This is a genomic window from Pontibacter cellulosilyticus (assembly GCF_014306105.1).
Taxonomy (GTDB): domain Bacteria; phylum Bacteroidota; class Bacteroidia; order Cytophagales; family Hymenobacteraceae; genus Pontibacter; species Pontibacter cellulosilyticus.
The window spans coordinates 1,003,480-1,021,566 of the sequence record NZ_JACRVF010000001.1; the positions used below are offsets into that span (position 1 = coordinate 1,003,480).

An 18,087-nucleotide genomic window follows, 5' to 3' on the forward strand; every position below is an offset into this window, starting at 1 on the left:
ATGAATGTAAAATTCTGGGAGAAGAAACCTGTAACCAAAGAGCCTAAAAAGAAAAAAAGCTTTGCCCGTGAATGGGGTGATGCGATTCTTTTTGCCGTGATTGCGGCTAGCTTAATACGCTGGGCGACTTTTGAGGCGTATACCATCCCTACCCCTTCTATGGAGAAGTCGTTACTAGTAGGCGATTTCCTGTTTGTAAGCAAGTTGCATTATGGGCCGCGTACACCAATCACACCGCTGCAGGTGCCACTTACGCACCAAACCATCTGGGGTACCAACATCCCCTCCTATTCCGATGCAATTCAATTAGACTCATATCGTTTGCCTGGGTTCTCGGAGGTAAGCCGTGGCGATGTGGTGGTGTTTAACTACCCTCCCGAAGACGAGCACCCTGCCGACCTGCGCACAAACTACATAAAACGTGCTATCGGTATTGCCGGCGACACCATCTCGATCCGTGATATGCAGGTGTACATCAACGGCAAACCAATAGAGAACCCGGAGAACATGCAGTATAAGTACTTTCTATCTACGGATAGTTTCTTGAACGAGAAGTTCTTCCTGGACCGCGACATTACAGACGTTACCCGCTGGCAGGGCGGCTATATAATCGATACATCTCCGGAGAAAGCAAAAGAGCTTGCAACTCTTGGTTTTGTAAAAGAAACTATGCTTTTGAAAGATATACCTGGCAAAGGCGATCCGGAAGTATTCCCGCACGTGCCAAGCAAGTATGAATGGAATAAAGACAACTTCGGACCGCTGTATATCCCGAAAGAGGGCGCCACGGTAGCTATTAACGAGCAGACGCTGCCGCTATACGAACGTGTGATCCTGAAGTATGAGCATAACGAGAACGCTGAGGTAAGAGACGGCAAGCTCTTCATCGACGGCAAACAGGTGAGCCAGTATACTTTCAAGCAGAACTACTACTTTATGATGGGCGATAATCGCCACAATTCCCTCGATTCTCGCTATTGGGGATTTGTGCCTGAGGACCACGTGGTAGGCAAGGCCGTGATGATCTGGATGTCTACTGATCCAAATGGCAGCTTCCTGAGCAAAGTTCGCTGGGGCCGTATCTTTAATATCATAGACTAAGCTTATATTTCATAAAACAAAAGAGCCAGACTTAAACAGTCTGGCTCTTTTGTTTTTAAGCTGGTTCAACCAAAACTATAGTAAAGACGCTATAATAGAATTAAAATGTAGTTTGGTTTACTCAGAAAAGCAATTTTATAACATCTCCTTCTTTTAAACCGTTGTAGCAGGTAAGCATTTTTCTCTGTTTAAAGCGCTGGTAGATTATACTTATATATCGTTGAATGGAAAGCTTAAGACTTTATATTGAGTACATCGCACAGGTCATTGAGGCCATGGGAGTTGTGATTATAGCCTTAGGTGCTTTTTTTGCACTCATCCGCTTTTTCTTCCCAATCTTTCAATCACAAACAAAATCATACAAACAACTGCGTCAAGATTTGGGTAAAGCTATACTTCTGGGTCTTGAAATTTTGGTAGCCGCAGATATAATTGCTACTGTAGTAACAGAACCTACACTACAGAAAGTACTAACATTAGGCTTAATTGTTTTGATAAGAACATTTCTGAGCTTGTCGCTACAAGTAGAACTGGAAGGTAAGTTTCCGTGGCAAACTTATAAAGCTCCAGATAGGTCTGATCACCTTGAACTCGGACCAGAAGCTGACAAAAAATCAAATAGATAATTCATAGGATAGTTCAAACATGGCAGCGCCCGGGGTAAATAAATATATTTTAATTACTGGCTAAACACAGAATGTATGATACATTTAACCTATACCTATCTATTGTTTTAACATCAAAAAAATACAAAATATTTTAACCTAAATACTTGCTGCACATACTTTAAGGTTGTTATATTAGCTATAGATTTACTCTTGACGGTACAAAGTTTGCATTTTTCAGTCTCCTACTGGTAATATGCATAATTGGCCATTACAGTAAGTGTACATTCCTCAACTGGTGATAAAAAGAATTTTAGAGTAGAAAAAGATGAAAAGCTATCCGCTGACCATGCTGGCCCTTATTGCTTTTCTGAGCCTGACTTTTGTGTCAGGACTCTACATAGACAACTATCTGTACAGTAAAAGACTGGTAGAAAATAAAATAAACTCAGTTATTACAGATGTTGCACATTTCAATCGAGGAGGCTACCAGTATATGTATGATGAATCATACTTCTGGGCTTCTTCTTTTAACCTTAATACAGAGAAGGAGTTACTTTTTGTAGGCGACTCTATAGCTAAATCTCCAAATAGCCTTAGTCTTAAGGTATACCGAAAAAACAGAGGGCTAAAATATTCCCATGTGGCCACCTTTGAGGGTAGCAACTAGTATCAATTTATCTTAAATTGGCCTGAAATTACTTCAGCAATCAGATAAATAGTATGATCCGTCCTTACCTGCCCGAAGACAAAGCACAGCTTGTTGCTTTGTTACAACTTAATATTCCGCAATACTTTGCTGAAACAGAGGAAGCAGACTTTGTAGAGTACCTCGATAAGCATCTTGAAGACTACTTTGTTTTCGAAGACGAAAACAAAATATTGGGTGCTGGAGGGATTAATTACTTCTACGATACTAACCTTACCCGTATCTCCTGGGACATAGTTCATCCGGAGCATCAGGGGAAAGGCATAGGCCGAAAGCTGCTGACGCATAGAATCAACCACATAAAGGCTATTCCCAGTATCAAAACTATACAGGTAAGAACATCGCAGTTGGTCTACAGATTTTATGAAAAGATGGGGTTTGACCTGGAACTGGTCGATAAAGACTACTGGGCTAAGGGCTTTGACCTGTATCAGATGAAGATGCCATTAAACACGCTTTAGCCGCTCCAGAAACCAGCTAATGGAGCCGCCAAGGTGTTGTTAAGCTATACTTCTTAAAGTGGCTTAAAGTATATCCAGCACATTTTCAGGCGGCCGGCCAAGCACGGCTTTGTTATCTTTTACTACAATAGGCCGCTCAATCAGCACCGGATTCTCAGCCATTACCTGTATCAGTTCTTCGTCAGAAAGCTGCTCATTTTTATACTTGTCCTTATACAATTGCTCCCCTATTCGCAGCAGTTGCTCCGGCTTAAGGTTCAGCATTTGCAACAGTTCTTTTAGTTCGCTGGCAGTTGGCGGAGTTTTAAGGTACTCCACTACCTCAGGTTGCTGTCCGGAGTTCTGTATAATTTCCAATGTCTGGCGGCTTTTGCTGCAACGGGGGTTATGGTAGATCTTGATCATTATGCTATTTTTTGTTGTTCTAAATTAATAAATAAGCACCAGGCTTCGCAATAAAGTATAGCTCCTGTCCTGCACTTTTTTGTAACTTACCGCCTTAACCAATCAACATTCTATGAAAAACACCTTACTTAATTGGGCGGGTATACTTTGCCTTTGCTTTGCCAGCCTAAGCCTTTGGGCCTTTACGCCTGCTAACAAAAGCAAATCCATTATGAACGGCACTGAACTGGTACAGGCCATGCACAGCCGCTGGCATAAAAAGTGGTATCCTAACTTTGCCTTCGACCAGCGTGCCATCTATTACGAAGGCGATAAAATAACCAAAGAAGAAGTATGGCAAGAAGTATACAGCCAACCCGGCTACTTGGGCATCCGGTTTAATGGCTTTGAGAGCGGCAACGGCGTAATTTTCAGAGAAGACTCACTTTATACTTTCAAGAATAATCAGCTGCAGGGTAAATCATTCCAGATCCATCCGCTCCTGCTGCTATGCTTTGATGTATATTTTCTACAGCCAGAAATAACGAAGCAAAAACTGGAAAAGACCGGCTTCGATCTTTCGAAAATGACAGAAGCTAAGTGGCAGGGCCGTGATGCCTATGTGGTGGGCACTACAGATGCTTCTGACAATACGACACCGCAATTCTGGGTGGACAAGGAAAGACTGTACATTGTACGTGTTTTAACTAACCCTAAAGGTACACCACGCGATGTAGAGGTAAACAATTACCAGAAAATAGAAGGGAAATGGGTGGCAACAGAGATCATCTTTAAAACAGATGGCAAGACAACTATGCGCGAAGAGTACTTTAACATGCGCTTCCCGAAGGCGATGAACAAAGCCTGGTACGACCCGGCCCAGTTTGCCAGTACTAAATGGTAGTTTAAAGCTATACTTTGCTGGTGCCACAGCTTATTGCTGCACTCAAGCAAAGGCATAAACTGTCATCTCGAACACCTTGAGAAATCTATTTAAGATTAGTGTATTTGAATACTATGAAGATCTCTTTTGATGTTCGAGGTGACAACAAAAAAATTTAAATCCTTAATTGCTGAGATTGTATTCACCTGTTGGAGCAAAGAGAGGCTCTAAACTATTACCAGTCGATTGGTTCTTTACCGTTATCTACCAAGTAGTTATTTGCTTTACTAAAGTGCCTGTTTCCAAAAAAGCCCCTATCAGCAGCAAATGGTGATGGATGTGCCGATTTTAGTACCAGGTGTTTACGCTCGTCAATAAAAGCGCCTTTTTTCTGTGCATAGGCGCCCCAGAGCATAAACACAACGTTTTCTTTTTTCTCGTTTACCTTCTGCACCACGGCATCCGTAAACTCCTCCCACCCTTTCTTCTGATGCGATCCGGCGTTACCGGCCCTAACTGTTAAAGTAGCATTAAGGAGTAACACCCCCTGCTTCGCCCAACGCTCCAGGTTACCGGTGGCAGGTACGTCTTTTCCTAAGTCGCTTTTGATCTCTTTAAAGATGTTGATGAGGGATGGAGGCGTGCGTACAGTGTCGCTTACAGAAAAAGCCAGTCCGTTTGCCTGGTTCGGCCCATGGTATGGGTCCTGCCCCAGGATCACGACCTTTACCTCATCAAAAGGGCACATCTCAAAAGCCTTGAATATCTGATTACCTGCCGGGTAAACTTTTTGAGATGTGTATTCGTCTTTAACAAAAGAGACAAGATTTTTGAAATACGGTTTTTCAAATTCATCTTGCAGCACATTTTGCCAGCTTTCTTCTATCTTTACATTCATGAGCGTTAGGGGTAGTGGGTTTGGTAAAAAAATGAAACCATCACTTTCTTTAATGGTTTCTAAGTATACAAAAAACTCTGTAACATGGATACAAAAACAACTGAAGGTGTAAAAGTTACGGTTACCACCAATTACCTTCCAGACTATTCCAGTCCTGTGCAGCAGCATTATGTATTTGCCTACAAGATAAGTATAGAAAATAATTCTGAGTTTACAGTTAAGCTATTGCGCCGGCATTGGTACATCCACGATGCCACTGGTGTAGTACGCGAGGTAGAAGGCGAAGGCGTAGTAGGGCAGCAACCGGTACTAGAACCCGGTGAGTCGCATGAGTATGTGTCGGGGTGCAACCTGAAAACAGGTATGGGTAAAATGCGTGGTACCTATTTAATGGAGCGCATGGTAGATGGCAAACAGTTTGACGTGACCATTCCTGAATTTAACCTGATCGTGCCTTATAAGCTGAATTAATGTTTCGTTATACAATAGGTGATAGTTAAGTGGTTAAATTGCTTGTTTAACCGAGAATATGATCACTGTCATTTCTCGAGTTGCTCAGAGTGACAAAGTATAACGGCTACTCCTGCATCAAAAAGTATGAATCATCACCCCAATAAAAATCTAACAGTTTAAAATCAACCAGCAACATTTAGATTAGTGCTCCCCTACCACCTAGCTGCCAACTACCCAATTTACAGAGCAAAAGCCTTTAAGCTGCACGGCGTGCACTCCCCTTTCATTTTCGACCTGTATCACCATGTAATTCAGCATGACGGGCACTTTGCGGCTTACGACCTGGTAGAAAACCTGCGTGAAGACTTACTGCAAGACAATGCTAAACTGGAGGTAACTGATTTTGGTGCGGGTCCCAAAGCCGGCAACAAGCATACAAGGTTTGTAAAAGACATTGTCAGCGCTTCGGCAAAGCCGGCAAAGTACGGGCAGTTGCTTTTCAGGCTGGTCAACTACTTTCAGCCTAACACCATTTTCGATTTAGGCACCTCCTTAGGCATTACAACCAGCTATATTGCCTCTGCACGAAAAGAAGGCAAGGTTTATACTTTTGAGGGATGCCCTAACATTGCGCACGTGGCAACGCAGAACTTTAAGAAACTTGGGCTGGAAAATGTACAGCTGATAAACGGCAATCTGGATACCACCCTGCCAGCGCAGGTAGCGCAGGTACAGCAACTAGACTTTGCCTTTTTTGACGGCAATCACCGTTACGAGCCTACCATGCGCTACTTTAACCTTTGCCTTACCAAACACCACGAACGCAGTGTTTTTGTGGTTGATGACTTATACTGGTCTGCGGAGATGAAACGTGCCTGGCAGGAAATAAAGAAGCACCCGCAGGTGCTTCAAACTGTTGATCTTTTCTATGTAGGCCTGGTCTTCTTCCGGACTTCGCAGCCAAAGGAGAACTTTACATTATACTTTTAGTCGTTTTCCTGCACGATCTGCGTTTCCCAGCCATCAAACTCTCCGTCGTTTTTTATGGCCAGCTGCATAAGCATTTCGGTAACCAGGTAAATAGACTCCTCGTCAGCTTTGCTTTGGTTTGACAGCACCAGTCGATAAGGAAGCTCATGGTTTTCTTCTTCATCCTCTGCCTCTACCTCAAAATCAGAGTTTAGAACTTCATCCTTTGCAGCGGCCCTATCAGTGGCAGATCTGAAGTATAAAGTATAAGTGATCTTACGCGGCACATACGATTGGTCTCCCTGTTCCTCCAGCAGTTGCAATATCTTGTTGTTCTGGATGCGCAGCAGGCTTTCTTCGTCCGGGAAAAGGAACTCAAAGTATACTTCCCAGGTAGGATCTTCGGTTATCTGATGATCAAAAGTATATTCAGGGAAATGCGTGCGTAGTTCATCCACCATCTGCTCTACCAGCAGGGTGTCGCCGCTGTAAAAGTATAAGGCCCTGCGGCCGCTATTCAGGGTTTTACCAACAAACGTTGCCTCCAGTTTCTCCTCAAAGCTGTTAACGAGCATATCCTCGATCTCCTCCAGCTTTGCCCATTCCTCATTATCCGGAAAGCCATCATCATTCGTGGTAAGCAAACCAGCAACCACCTCGATCAGGTGAGGCTTATCGGGCAGCGGAGCAAGCGAGTACAGGCCCAGGTCCACGCTGATAAAGGCCGGAGTATCCTCCAGGTAGCAAAAGTAAACGTCCCAATCGGCTTGGTAGGCACTGTCCATACTTCTCATTTTTTATTTTACCGCCTAACGGATTGCCTGTCTGATTCTAATAAGCTTTGTAAGCAGGTCCTCCAGTTGGTCTAAAGGCAGCATATTGGCTCCGTCTGACTTGGCTATACTTGGCTGCGGATGCGTTTCTATAAACAAGCCGTCTGCTCCTACTGCTATAGCTGCTTTTGCAATGGTTTCGATCAAAGCCGGCTTACCGCCTGTAACCCCAGAGCTTTGGTTCGGCTGCTGCAGTGAGTGTGTCACATCCATCACCACAGGCACATTGTTAGACTGCATTTCCGGCAGATTACGGAAATCCACTACCAGGTCGGAGTAACCAAAGCTGTTACCTCTGTCTGTAAGTATAACCTTGTCGTTGCCGGACTGTCTTATTTTATCTACGGCAAAACGCATGGCCTCACCCGATAAAAACTGGCCTTTTTTAACATTAACTACTTTGCCTGTGTTAGCAGCCGCAACCAGTAAATCTGTTTGGCGACACAGGAAAGCCGGTATTTGCAGCACATCCACAAATTCAGCAGCCATGGCGGCCTCTTCTGTTTCGTGAATATCTGTTACAGTAGGCAAATCGAACTCCTGCCCTACTTTTTGTAGTATGCGCAGCGCCTTTTCATCTCCAATGCCTGTAAAAGAGTCTAGCCTCGAACGGTTTGCTTTGCGGTAAGATCCTTTAAAGATTAACGGCACCTGCAGCTTATCCGACAAGCTCACGAGCCTTTCAGCTATTTGAAGCGCCATTTCTTCGCCTTCAATGGCACATGGGCCGGCCATCAAAAAGAAGTTACCGCTGGTAGTATGTTTTAATTTAGGTATCTCAAACATAATAGTATACTTGGTTAAAGCCTCTTGGCTCTGCAAAGGTAGGTAGGTAATAATGAATTATGAATTAGTAATTAAGAATTATGAGTTTCAGCTCTGGTATAAGCTTATTTATTAAGTATAACTGATAAAGCTGCATCGGACTTCTAGTTTTTTAACTCTAGAATTATAAACAGCTCATTCCCTTGCCTTGGTGGAATAGAGTTATAGGCGGTTTCAAAGAGTATAAAATTGAAGTATAGCTCGAAGTATGTTCTATACTCTTCCCGGTTGCCCCCAAATGGCGGCCCCGGCTTTTGGAAAGTAGTATCGAAGAGCAGACCTACCAGCTTACCGCCAGGAGCCAGCAATGAGGCCATTTTCTCGGTATATGCAGCACGTAATGCCGGATCCAGAGCACAGAAAAAAGTTTGCTCTACAATAAGATCATACTTGCCTTCCAGTTCGAAAAAATCTTGGTGCAGCAGTTGCTCCTCCGGAAACTCTGGTACCCGTTGAGCAAAGTTTCGCAGAGGCGCTGGAGCAACATCAACTAAATACACATTTTCGAATCCGTTTCTGAACAGATACTCGGCCTCATATGCATTGCCACAGCCTGGAATAAGTATGCGTATAGCTTTGTTTTGCAGTTGATCAAAATAATTTTTGAGTGGCGGCGTTATGCTTCCGGTATCCCAGCCCGTGTTGTTCTGCGTATAGCGTTCTTGCCAATAGGCAGCGTTAAAATCTTGCTCCATGCTGATTTGTTTATAGCGCAAAAGTTTTATATTTGAATCTTACATCAGTCACTACCGCTCAAAATACAGATTTTTCTTAAGAAAATAATTTAACCTAAACCCTTACATATGTCAGTAAACACTCCTGAAAATAGAAGCAACCGCAAACTGTTGATCGGGGGCCTTCTTGTTGTCCTACTGAGTATCAATGGCATTCTCATTTACATGAACTATCAGAAAAAGGAGAAGACCGAAGAGCAGGAAGAGATCATCCGGGTAAAAAACAGTGAGTTGGAAAACCAGATTAAAGTATACGAGGCACTGAAGTCAGATTTTGAGCGCCAAAGCCAGGAGTTACAGGCAATGGGCCTGGAGAACGACTCGCTGGAAGCTAAAATTGCTGCCATCAACGCCGACCTTAACCAACTGCGCGGCTTCAGAAAAAGCAGCTATAGCCTGGCAGACCAGCGCCGCTTCCGCGACAGAGCGTCTGCCTTTGAAAAGCAATTGAAGGAAAAAGACGCTGAGATAGCTAGACTGAAGGAGGATAATGAAGTGCTTTATACGGAGAACACAGGCCTTAAAGTAACGCAAAATCGCCTTACAGACAGCCTTACTACTATGAAGACCACAAACAAAGACCTTTCAGAAAAAGTAAAGGTGGCTTCAAGGCTTGAGGCGCAGAACATCCAGGTAAATATTATAAACCAGCGCGGCAAAGAGAAAGAAGACGATGACAACGAGTACCGTGCTAAGCGTGTAGACAAAATTCGTGTTGCATTTAAGCTGGCTAAAAATGATGTAGCTCCCAAAGAACCTAAGACCGTATACATGCGTTTAATCGAGCCTGACGGCGCTGCATTGTACAACCTTTCTATGGGTGGCGGTTCTTTTGATGTCGACGGAGAAGGAATGTATTATACAGCCAAGCGTGATTTTGTTTTTGATAATACGCAGCAGCAGTTAAGCTTTTTGTATGATAAGAATGCTGAGTATAAAAAAGGCCAGCATACCATTGAATTATACTCTGATGGCTTTTTGATAGGGAAAACGAACTTCGTGCTTAAATAACAGCTTTAAACCTTAGTTCAGGAAAGCCTCTGCTCTTAGCAGGGGCTTTTTTTATGCTATCCAAGTACAGATCTGTTCTCCTAACGTTAGAAACGTTTATACTTATACCTCAGCTTAAAGCATAAAAAAAGCCCCACTCCTGAGGGTGAGGCTTTAGTCCATCGTTCACATGTAAAAAACAGCTCTAACGCGAACGTTAGAATTAATCAACAAGAATCTTTCGATCCTGAATAACTTTGAAGCTTTCAACCATTCTTACCGACTCGTGTACATCTTCCGTGAAAATGGCGATAAACGAACCTGGCTCTCCGTGCTCCAGCGCATAGGCAATGGCACGCATCTCTTCCGGTATCAGCTTTACATTTTTTCCAGGAGCAACATCTTCTATTCCTTGTAATATTGGTCCGGATATCTCTTCTGCCGTTTTACCCCGCAGGTCAGCATCCAGCCTTACTATGATCTCGTCGAACGCCTCGCCTGCTACACGACCTATCTCATAAAAATCTTCTGTGCGGCGATCTCCAACGCCAGCCACAATTCCAACTTTTTTGGTGGCATCCAGCGCATTCATAAAATCACCTATTGCCTTAAGCCCACCCGCATTGTGCGCATAGTCTACTAGCACCTCAAACTGCGGGAACTTGAATAGGTTCATACGGCCCGGCGTCTTGCTTGGTGATGGTATGAACGTACGAAGTGAGGTTTTAATATCTTGAACATCGAAATGTGATATATATCCTGCTAATGTTGCAGCCAAAATATTCTCGATGTTAAATCTGGCCTTTCCTCCAAAGGTTAACGGCACATCTGCCACACGGTCTATCCTGATCTTATAGCTGTTTTTAAAGATGGAGATATACCCGTTTTCAAATACAGCTGCCAACCCGCCCTTTGCAATGTGCTTCAGAATGCGTGGGTTGCTCTCATCCATACTAAAGAAGGCTACCTTACACTCCACCTCCTCAGCCATGGCATAAACCAGATCGTCGTCGGCATTTAGTATGGCATAGCCGTCTTTGCTTACGCTTTTCGGGATAACTGATTTTAGCTTTGCCAGTTCCTCCAGCGTGTCAATATCACCGATACCCAAATGGTCGGAGCTTACATTCGTTACAATACCGATATCGCACTGCTGAAAGCCTAAACCTGATCGCAGTAGTCCACCCCGGGCACACTCTAACACAGCAAAGTTTACGGTAGGGTCTTTTAGCACAAACTCTGCGCTGTAAGAGCCAGTAGTGTCGCCTTTTTCGAGTAGCTTATCCTGGATGTATATACCGTCTGTTGTAGTATAGCCAACCTGGTAGCCCTTCCCTTTTACCATATGGGCAATCAGGCGGGTGGTTGTGGTCTTACCGTTGGTACCTGTTACAGCAATAATTGGAATGCGTGCAGGTGTACCTCTCGGGAAGAGCATATCTACCACAGGCTCGGCCACATTCCGGGGCAGGCCATAGGTTGGGGAGATATGCATCCGGAAGCCAGGCGCAGCATTAACTTCCAGCACAGCACCACGGGCTTCGTTTAGCGGGATGGCAATGTCAGTCGTCATTACATCTATACCACATATATCCAGCCCGATCAGGCCAGCTATGCGTTCAGCCATCAGAATATTGTATGGATCAATTAAGTCTGTTACATCTGTGGCTGTACCACCTGTGCTAATGTTAGCAGTAGATTTAAGGTACAACTCCTCCCCAGCCGGCAGCACCGATTGTGTTGTCAGGTTGTGGCTTTTGAGAATGTTCTGGGTGTGCTTGTCTATTTTTATCTTAGTGAGCACCTTTTCGTGACCGATGCCGCGACGTGGGTCTTTGTTTTCCCGCTCAATTAGCTGTTTAATGGTGGAGGTGCCATCTCCTGTTACCATGGCAGGCGTTCGTTTTGCCGCTGCCACAAATTTGCCGTTTATCACCAGCAATCTAAAGTCGAAGCCACTGATGTATTGCTCCACAATTACTTCTTCTGAGAAAGCCTGCGCCTCTGCAAATCCCCGCTGGGCATCTTTTAGATTGGTAATGTTGATTGTAGCACCTTTACCGTGGTTGCCATCCAGTGGCTTTGTTACCAGCGGGAAACCCAGCCAATCTATAGCTCGCTTCAGCTCTTCCTGCGTCCTGATGGTGGTTCCTTTTGGCACCGGTATGCCAGCATCCTCCAACATGGCCTTCGTTGCATTTTTATCGCCGGCTATCTCCACGGCGAAACAGGCAGTTCGCCCCGTCATGGTTGCCTGTATGCGCTTCTGATTAACGCCATAACCTAACTGGATAAGCGAATGACGGTTGAGCCTGATGTATGGTATACCGCGGCTTACAGCCTCCGAAACGATTGAGTAAGTACTAGGGCCGAAATACTCATCTTCCCTGATGTCGTGCAGCCGGCTTATATCTTCGGCCAGTTTATACTTTTCGCCTTTTATGAGAGCCTCTGTAATGCGAACGGCGGCGTAGGCGGCATACTCCCCGGCCCGTTCTTCCTGGTAAGAAAAGATCACAAGCTGCTGCCCTTCTCCTTTGCCAGGATAGCAGCGGCCAAAACCTGACTCCATTCCGGCCAGGGTCTGTAGTTCAAGCGCTATGTGCTGCACCACATGTCCTATGGTGGTGCCTTCCTCCACAGTTTTAAAAAAGCCTCCTTCTACTCCTTCTGTAGCCCGGTGGCTAACCATACCCGGAAAAGTCTTCTTTAAGCGTTCGCAAAAATGAGGTAACTGGTTTGTTAAGGTCTGGCTAAGATCTTCTAAAGCCAGTTTCAGAACGATGATCTTGGGGTGCTTCACCGACCAATAGTTCGGCCCGCGCATCACGCGCAAATCTATAATTTTCATGTGTCAGTAAGTCTGCGTAAGCATTGCTGTTTTCTTCTTATGCGGTTTATACTTTGTTATAGGTACATTTCTTGTTTTCCTTAAGTATAAACCTGTATCAACTTGTACAATCTGTCAGGCACAAGAGCAGTATACTTCTTTATTTGAATTGATGCTGAATATGTGATTTTAGTTTAGCTGTAGGTGCTTGCATGATTTTTAGTACAGATGATTACGGTAAACGCGCTTAAAAGATTAGTGCTTTTTCAAAATATTTAGTGCAAAGACAGGCTTTTTTACAGAGTTGCAGTATGCTGCGGATGAACAGGAGAAACAGTTAGGGCAATAAAAACAAAAGCCCCTGTAATTGCTTACAGGGGCTTTGAGGTAACGAGCGGATTCGAACCGCTGTAGCAGCTTTTGCAGAGCTGAGCCTAGCCACTCGGCCACGTTACCGTGCGTTTGGGTTTGCAAATATACACAGAGATGTATGCTTGTCAAACATTACAGGCACTTTTTTCTATTTATACTACTGCTGAGGCCCGTTTCTCAGAATCTGAATGCCTGTTACATTTTCAGTTTCAGCTAATTGTAGTATCCGCGTCTGTTTAACTGGCCTGTATATTAATTTTGTTCTTTTGCCCTGCCTCTCCACTATAAATACTGCATCGTCGTTTACGTTGTCCCATTTAAAGCTAAAGCCTTTTAACACATCCCCTGCCAGCATACCAGCTTTCTCTGCACTAGAGCCTACAGCTACTGAGGCTACTACATCATTTAAGCCTAGTCCACCCAACTCTGTGCTGAATCCTAAATCAAAAACCGCTTGCGCTCCTGTCGCAGAAAGTAGCTGCGCATCATCAAAAACCTGCTTAAAAGGGAGAGGTGTTGTACCAAGTACATGATCAGCATAAAACTTACTCCAATCTTGTTGTGTGAGTTCCTGTAAGGAAGCTATAATATCACTATCCACAAAAGGCTTTTCCCTACTCTTTTTCATCATCATTTGCATCAGGTCATCCAGGCTTTTGTGGCCATCCGTCATCTGTTTTATTTTAAGATCAAAGAGCAGTGCAAGCAGGGCGCCTCTGTTGTAGGCCACATTTCTCACAGAAGAATTAGTCCAGTACTCCGTCTTCATCCGTTCTGGTGTAGCGGTAAGTGAGTATGGGTTCGACTCGTACTTGCGGATGGCTTGGTTCACCCAATCAATAAAGTCTTCATTAGAATACATGTGCTCCCTATACAGCGTAAGGTTTGCATAATACTCAGTGAAACCCTCAGAAAACCATTTGTAATATCCTTCAGGAGTTGCTGGATCAGATGCAATTGCATCCTGGCCATTCCAGAGATGGAAATTCTCGTGTGCTATTAGCCTAATAATATCATACTTGTTCGCCTCCAGTGGCTTACTCTTATCAGGATATACAGATATCGCGTTTCTCACAACAGTTCCTCCTGAGTTGTCTGCATTTCCTTCTGTAAGTGTAACCAGCAAAGGCTGTCGTTGGATATTAATCCCCATGTACCTGATCTGTGCTTCCAGCACTTTGCTTACTGCACGTATAAATGCAGTGTCTGGGAAAGCAAAGCTGCCATGCATAATGTAATGTATGGATATACCAATCAGCCTATTTTCGTAATGCCTTACGTCTCCCCCGATAAGCAACACATTTACAAAATCATTGAAAGAGGGAAAGGTTTTAGCTGAAACAAAGAATTTTGGATAAGCCTTAGCATATACAGTTAGCTTAACTTTCTGGCTTGACAGTACTTTATCATGAGGGACCAAGAGAAAATTTCCCCAGGCAAATACAAAATCCTCAAACAGTGTGGGATGAAAGTTTTCTCCTTCCTTCTCTCCCATAAATGTTTTTTTCGGGGATGTAACGGTATAAGTAAGCGTGAACTTCTGTTTGTTGTTGAATACCACCCACTCCTGCTCATTTAGCTGCTTCACTACCAGCTGCTTACTGTTTTTTATACTTGCTTCTAGCTGACTAATGTTCTTGTGGTAGTCTGGTTGGCCAGCCTCATTAATTGTCTTGAAGATGACGCTATCCTGCTCACTACCCGGAAAGGTTAAGCTTACACGTAATGTTTTTGGTAGAACTTTGATGGCAGCTTCGGTTACATTTTGCTGTGCCAACACCACCATGGGGTATGATAGAAACATAAGCATTAGAAGTGCTACTGTGATTCCTGCTTTTTTCATGTTTTGTAGATTAGCTCTGGCTTAGATATATGGTGATTAGTAAGATATCAATTGACGTACCAATTCTAAAATCGCTTAAATACAGCGTTTATACTTATATCGCACGTATAAAAATGCCCATAAATGGGCACCTTTCGTCCATTTATGGGCAGCAGCATGTGTACTGAAAAAGCAAAAACTTAATGCTATCGGGTTCTCTTTGCCTTATATCGGAATCCTCTTCTTGTGTACCAAGTATGGCTGGGCACTATGCTTTTACACATTCCTATACTTTACCAGTTGCTTTACCATTTTCTCGGCTTTTTCGGTATAGTCTTTCTTATACTTCTCCATCAATTCCTCTCTGGATGTGTCCTTACTTTTTGCCTGCTTCTCCCAGATCACTGATAAAGTGGCAAACGGAGGCAGAAGCAATCCTATTGCATTATAGAAATTACTCAGGTTAGCTATAATGTGCTGCGCACCATCTGAATCGCCGGTGATGATAATGCCTGCCACCTTGCCACTTAGCCTTGACCTCTTACCCTCCAAAATCTCATCATGCAGTGCATCCAGCCGTTCAATTACCCGCTGTATTTCCGACGATTGATTGTTCCACCAGATTGGGCTAGCAAATATGATGATGTCGGAATCTAAGAGTTGCTTCAGTATAGTTGGCCATTCATCTCCCTCTCCCATGTTGGTATAAGTCCCGGGCCAGATGCTGTGCTCTACCAGTTTAACAATCTCTGTCTCTATGCCTTGTTTTACCATAAAGCCTTTCAGAAACTCTGATAGAACCTCTGTGTTAGATAGTCCTTCCTTTTTTAACGTGCCTAAAAGTATAACTGCTTTCATTGCTCTTGCTATCCTTGGTTAAGTATAATCTATTAAACAGCACCGTTGATTTAAGGTTATAGAATAAGGCATTTAAGCATCAATTTGTATAGCAGGAAGAGAAATGTTTATACTTGTTTGACTTCTGTTATTATAATAATCATTTTATCAGGTGTAGCCATACCAAAACAAAAAAGGCCCCGGATTGCTCCGGGGCCTTTTGCTATGTAACAAGCTTAAAACTAAGCGTTGTTCTCTTCTTCAGAAGAAGCTTCGCCTTCGTTAGAATCTTTTGCTTTTTTAGCAGCAGCTTCTTCTAACTTCTTAACGCCTGCTTCTTTCTCGTTAGAAAGCATTTGCTCTTTCAGAGCAGAAAGTGCATCAAGGTCGCCAAGCGTAGACTTGTTTTCTACTTCTTTTGGAGCCTTAGGAGCTTTCTCTTTCTTCTCGCCAGCAGCAGATGGCTTCTTCGTAGCTTTCGCGATACGAGCAGCATCAGCACTCTCTGTGTGCGTAGCAGTGTGAGAAAGGATGATCTTACGATCTTCTTTAGAGAACTCAGTTACTTTGAAGTCAAGGCTCTCGCCTGCTTCTACCTGAGAGCCATCTTCTTTCGTTAAACCTTTAGGGAAAGTGAAACCTTCGATACCGTAAGGCAACTCTAGTGTAGCACCACGCTCAGATTTCTCCAGAACAGTTGCTTTGTGCGTAGAGCCGATGTTGAATACAGACTCGAAAGTATCCCATGGGTTCTCCTCAAGCTGCTTGTGACCTAACGCAAGTCTTCTGTTAGGAACGTCAAGCTCCAGAACAACTACGTCAAGGTTTTCGCCAACTTTTACGAACTCAGATGGGTGCTTGATCTTCTTAGTCCAAGAAAGGTCAGAAACGTGCACAAGGCCATCTACACCTTCTTCAAGCTCTAAGAACAGACCGAAGTTAGTCAGGTTACGAACAACGCCAGTGTGCTTAGTGCCTACAGCGTATTTCGTTAACACGTCTTCTTTCGTCCATGGATCTTCAGTAAGCTGCTTGATACCAAGAGACATTTTACGCTCTTCGCGGTCAAGTGTCAATACAACTGCCTCAACCTCGTCGCCTTGCTTAATGAAGTCTTGTGGGTTGCGCAGGTGCTGTGACCATGACATTTCAGAAACGTGGATAAGGCCTTCAACGCCTGGCATCAGCTCAAGGAATGCGCCGTAATCAGCCACGTTAACAATTTTACCTTTAACTCTAGAGCCAACCTCGATGTCAGCTGGAAGAGCATCCCACGGATGTGGAGTAAGCTGCTTCATACCAAGAGAGATACGCTTCTTGTCTTCGTCGAAGTCAAGAACAACGATCTGTACTTTCTGGTCAAGCTGCAATACTTCCTCTGGGTGGTTGATACGACCCCAAGAAATATCTGTAATGTGAAGCAAGCCGTCTACGCCACCAAGGTCGATGAACACACCGAAGTTTGTCATGTTCTTGATAACACCTTCCAGAACCTGACCTTTTTCCAGGTTGTTCAGGATAGCTGCGCGCTGCTGCTCCAGGTCTTTCTCGATAAGTACTTTGTGAGAAACAACTACGTTGTCGAAAGCAGCGTTGATTTTCACAACTTTCACTTCCATTTTCTTACCTACGAACACGTCGAAGTCACGGATCGGCTTAACGTCGATCTGAGAACCTGGTAAGAAGGCCTCAACACCATGGATATCCATGATAAGACCACCTTTAGTTCTTCTCTTAACAACGCCTTCAAGAATGTTGTCATTCTCAAGGGCATCGTAGATGCTAGCCCAGGCAGATACGATTTTCGCTTTCTTGCGAGACAAGATAAGCTGACCGTTTGGATCTTCCTGGTCTTCGATAAATACTTCAACTTCGTCACCAACTTTCAGTTCAGGTAGATCTCTGAATTCTGAAACCGGAACCAAGCCGTCAGATTTGAAACCGATGTTCAGGATCACGTCACGATCAGTGATACCAACAACTGTTCCTTTAACAACCTCCTGCTCCTGTACAGTAGTCAGGGTGTCGTCATACATTTTTTCCATTTCGGCTTTCTCAGCTTTGCTGTAACCAGCACCGAAACCTTGAGACTCAAACTTGTCCCAATCGAAATTTTCTGGAGAATTACTCATATTGTTTTATTGCTCTGGAGTAGCCACCAGCGTAGAGCAATCAGCTGATTTGGTTTAGGTTATACTTTCCCCGTGTTGAATCAGGGCCATTCACTTGAATGAGCGGCAAAAGTAACAAAATCTCATATAAAAAACTAATCTAAACCAGAATTGCAAGTATGATTTATAGTAAGTGGAAGATAAATTAAGTATAGGCCCTGAGAAAGTTTACCAAGCTTTCATTTCAGGAATGTAAAATGGTCTCCATAA

The 18,087-nt window shown here is 43.8% G+C and carries 17 protein-coding genes and 1 tRNA gene; 8 read left to right on the forward strand and 10 right to left on the reverse strand.

Annotated elements, in window-relative coordinates; genetic code table 11:
• The 4 genes from lepB (at position 1) to H8S84_RS04410 (ending at position 2,876) form a co-directional block, all read left to right on the forward strand.
• On the forward strand, positions 1-1,101 hold the full coding sequence (gene lepB, locus H8S84_RS04395) for a signal peptidase I (protein WP_187066034.1): 1,101 nt from the start codon (positions 1-3) through the stop codon (positions 1,099-1,101).
• 224 nt (positions 1,102-1,325) lie between these two features.
• Positions 1,326-1,727 (forward strand): DUF1622 domain-containing protein, encoded by a 402-nt coding sequence (locus H8S84_RS04400; protein ID WP_187066035.1) that lies wholly within the window; start codon positions 1,326-1,328, stop codon positions 1,725-1,727.
• Between the two features lie 307 nt (positions 1,728-2,034).
• Positions 2,035-2,376: a hypothetical protein gene (locus H8S84_RS04405; protein WP_187066036.1), complete on the forward strand. Its 342-nt coding sequence runs from the start codon at positions 2,035-2,037 to the stop codon at positions 2,374-2,376.
• A 53-nt stretch (positions 2,377-2,429) separates the two neighbouring features.
• The gene (locus tag H8S84_RS04410) at positions 2,430-2,876 is read left to right on the forward strand and encodes a GNAT family N-acetyltransferase (RefSeq protein ID WP_187066037.1); all 447 of its coding nucleotides are present in this window, start codon (positions 2,430-2,432) and stop codon (positions 2,874-2,876) included.
• A 63-nt stretch (positions 2,877-2,939) separates the two neighbouring features.
• Here the strand turns inward: H8S84_RS04410 and arsC are convergent, their stop codons facing one another.
• On the reverse strand, positions 2,940-3,281 hold the full coding sequence (gene arsC / locus H8S84_RS04415; protein WP_187066038.1) for an arsenate reductase (glutaredoxin): 342 nt from the start codon (positions 3,279-3,281) through the stop codon (positions 2,940-2,942).
• 112 nt (positions 3,282-3,393) lie between these two features.
• On the opposite strand from arsC, the gene H8S84_RS04420 reads away from it, so the two are divergent.
• Entirely contained in the window at positions 3,394-4,164 is a 771-nt protein-coding gene (locus H8S84_RS04420) for a LolA-like protein (RefSeq protein WP_187066039.1), read from the forward strand.
• A 214-nt stretch (positions 4,165-4,378) separates the two neighbouring features.
• Here the strand turns inward: H8S84_RS04420 and ung are convergent, their stop codons facing one another.
• The gene (gene ung, locus H8S84_RS04425; protein ID WP_187066040.1) at positions 4,379-5,041 is read right to left on the reverse strand and encodes a uracil-DNA glycosylase; all 663 of its coding nucleotides are present in this window, start codon (positions 5,039-5,041) and stop codon (positions 4,379-4,381) included.
• 84 nt (positions 5,042-5,125) lie between these two features.
• On the opposite strand from ung, the gene apaG reads away from it, so the two are divergent.
• Together apaG and H8S84_RS04435 are read left to right on the forward strand one after the other, a co-directional pair.
• A complete protein-coding gene (gene apaG, locus H8S84_RS04430; RefSeq protein ID WP_187066041.1) occupies positions 5,126-5,512 on the forward strand; it encodes a Co2+/Mg2+ efflux protein ApaG in 387 nt (128 codons plus the stop codon).
• A 186-nt stretch (positions 5,513-5,698) separates the two neighbouring features.
• A complete protein-coding gene (locus H8S84_RS04435) occupies positions 5,699-6,484 on the forward strand; it encodes an O-methyltransferase (protein WP_187066042.1) in 786 nt (261 codons plus the stop codon).
• Here the strand turns inward: H8S84_RS04435 and H8S84_RS04440 are convergent.
• From H8S84_RS04440 to H8S84_RS04450, 3 genes are all read right to left on the reverse strand, one after another.
• Positions 6,481-7,257, reverse strand: a complete 777-nt coding sequence (locus H8S84_RS04440; RefSeq protein WP_187066043.1) for a DUF695 domain-containing protein — start codon at positions 7,255-7,257, stop codon at positions 6,481-6,483. The genes H8S84_RS04435 and H8S84_RS04440 overlap by 4 nt on opposite strands.
• A gap of 15 nt (positions 7,258-7,272) precedes the next feature.
• Complete coding sequence (kdsA, locus tag H8S84_RS04445) at positions 7,273-8,082, reverse strand: 3-deoxy-8-phosphooctulonate synthase (protein ID WP_187066044.1); 810 nt, start codon at positions 8,080-8,082, stop codon at positions 7,273-7,275.
• Positions 8,083-8,225: 143 nt separating this feature from the next.
• Positions 8,226-8,816, reverse strand: a complete 591-nt coding sequence (locus H8S84_RS04450) for a methyltransferase (RefSeq protein ID WP_187066045.1) — start codon at positions 8,814-8,816, stop codon at positions 8,226-8,228.
• Between the two features lie 108 nt (positions 8,817-8,924).
• On the opposite strand from H8S84_RS04450, the gene H8S84_RS04455 reads away from it, so the two are divergent.
• Complete coding sequence (locus tag H8S84_RS04455) at positions 8,925-9,866, forward strand: hypothetical protein (protein WP_187066046.1); 942 nt, start codon at positions 8,925-8,927, stop codon at positions 9,864-9,866.
• Between the two features lie 202 nt (positions 9,867-10,068).
• Here the strand turns inward: H8S84_RS04455 and cphA are convergent, their stop codons facing one another.
• The 5 genes from cphA to rpsA all read right to left on the reverse strand — a co-directional run bounded on the left by cphA (position 10,069) and on the right by rpsA (position 17,838).
• A complete protein-coding gene (cphA, locus tag H8S84_RS04460; protein ID WP_187066047.1) occupies positions 10,069-12,696 on the reverse strand; it encodes a cyanophycin synthetase in 2,628 nt (875 codons plus the stop codon).
• A 364-nt stretch (positions 12,697-13,060) separates the two neighbouring features.
• Positions 13,061-13,131, reverse strand: a tRNA-Cys gene (locus H8S84_RS04465).
• A gap of 73 nt (positions 13,132-13,204) precedes the next feature.
• Complete coding sequence (locus H8S84_RS04470; RefSeq protein ID WP_187066048.1) at positions 13,205-14,890, reverse strand: M61 family metallopeptidase; 1,686 nt, start codon at positions 14,888-14,890, stop codon at positions 13,205-13,207.
• Positions 14,891-15,145: 255 nt separating this feature from the next.
• Complete coding sequence (locus tag H8S84_RS04475) at positions 15,146-15,727, reverse strand: flavodoxin family protein (protein WP_187066049.1); 582 nt, start codon at positions 15,725-15,727, stop codon at positions 15,146-15,148.
• A 221-nt stretch (positions 15,728-15,948) separates the two neighbouring features.
• Positions 15,949-17,838 (reverse strand): 30S ribosomal protein S1, encoded by a 1,890-nt coding sequence (rpsA, locus tag H8S84_RS04480; RefSeq protein WP_187066050.1) that lies wholly within the window; start codon positions 17,836-17,838, stop codon positions 15,949-15,951.
• Positions 17,839-18,087 lie beyond the last annotated feature (249 nt).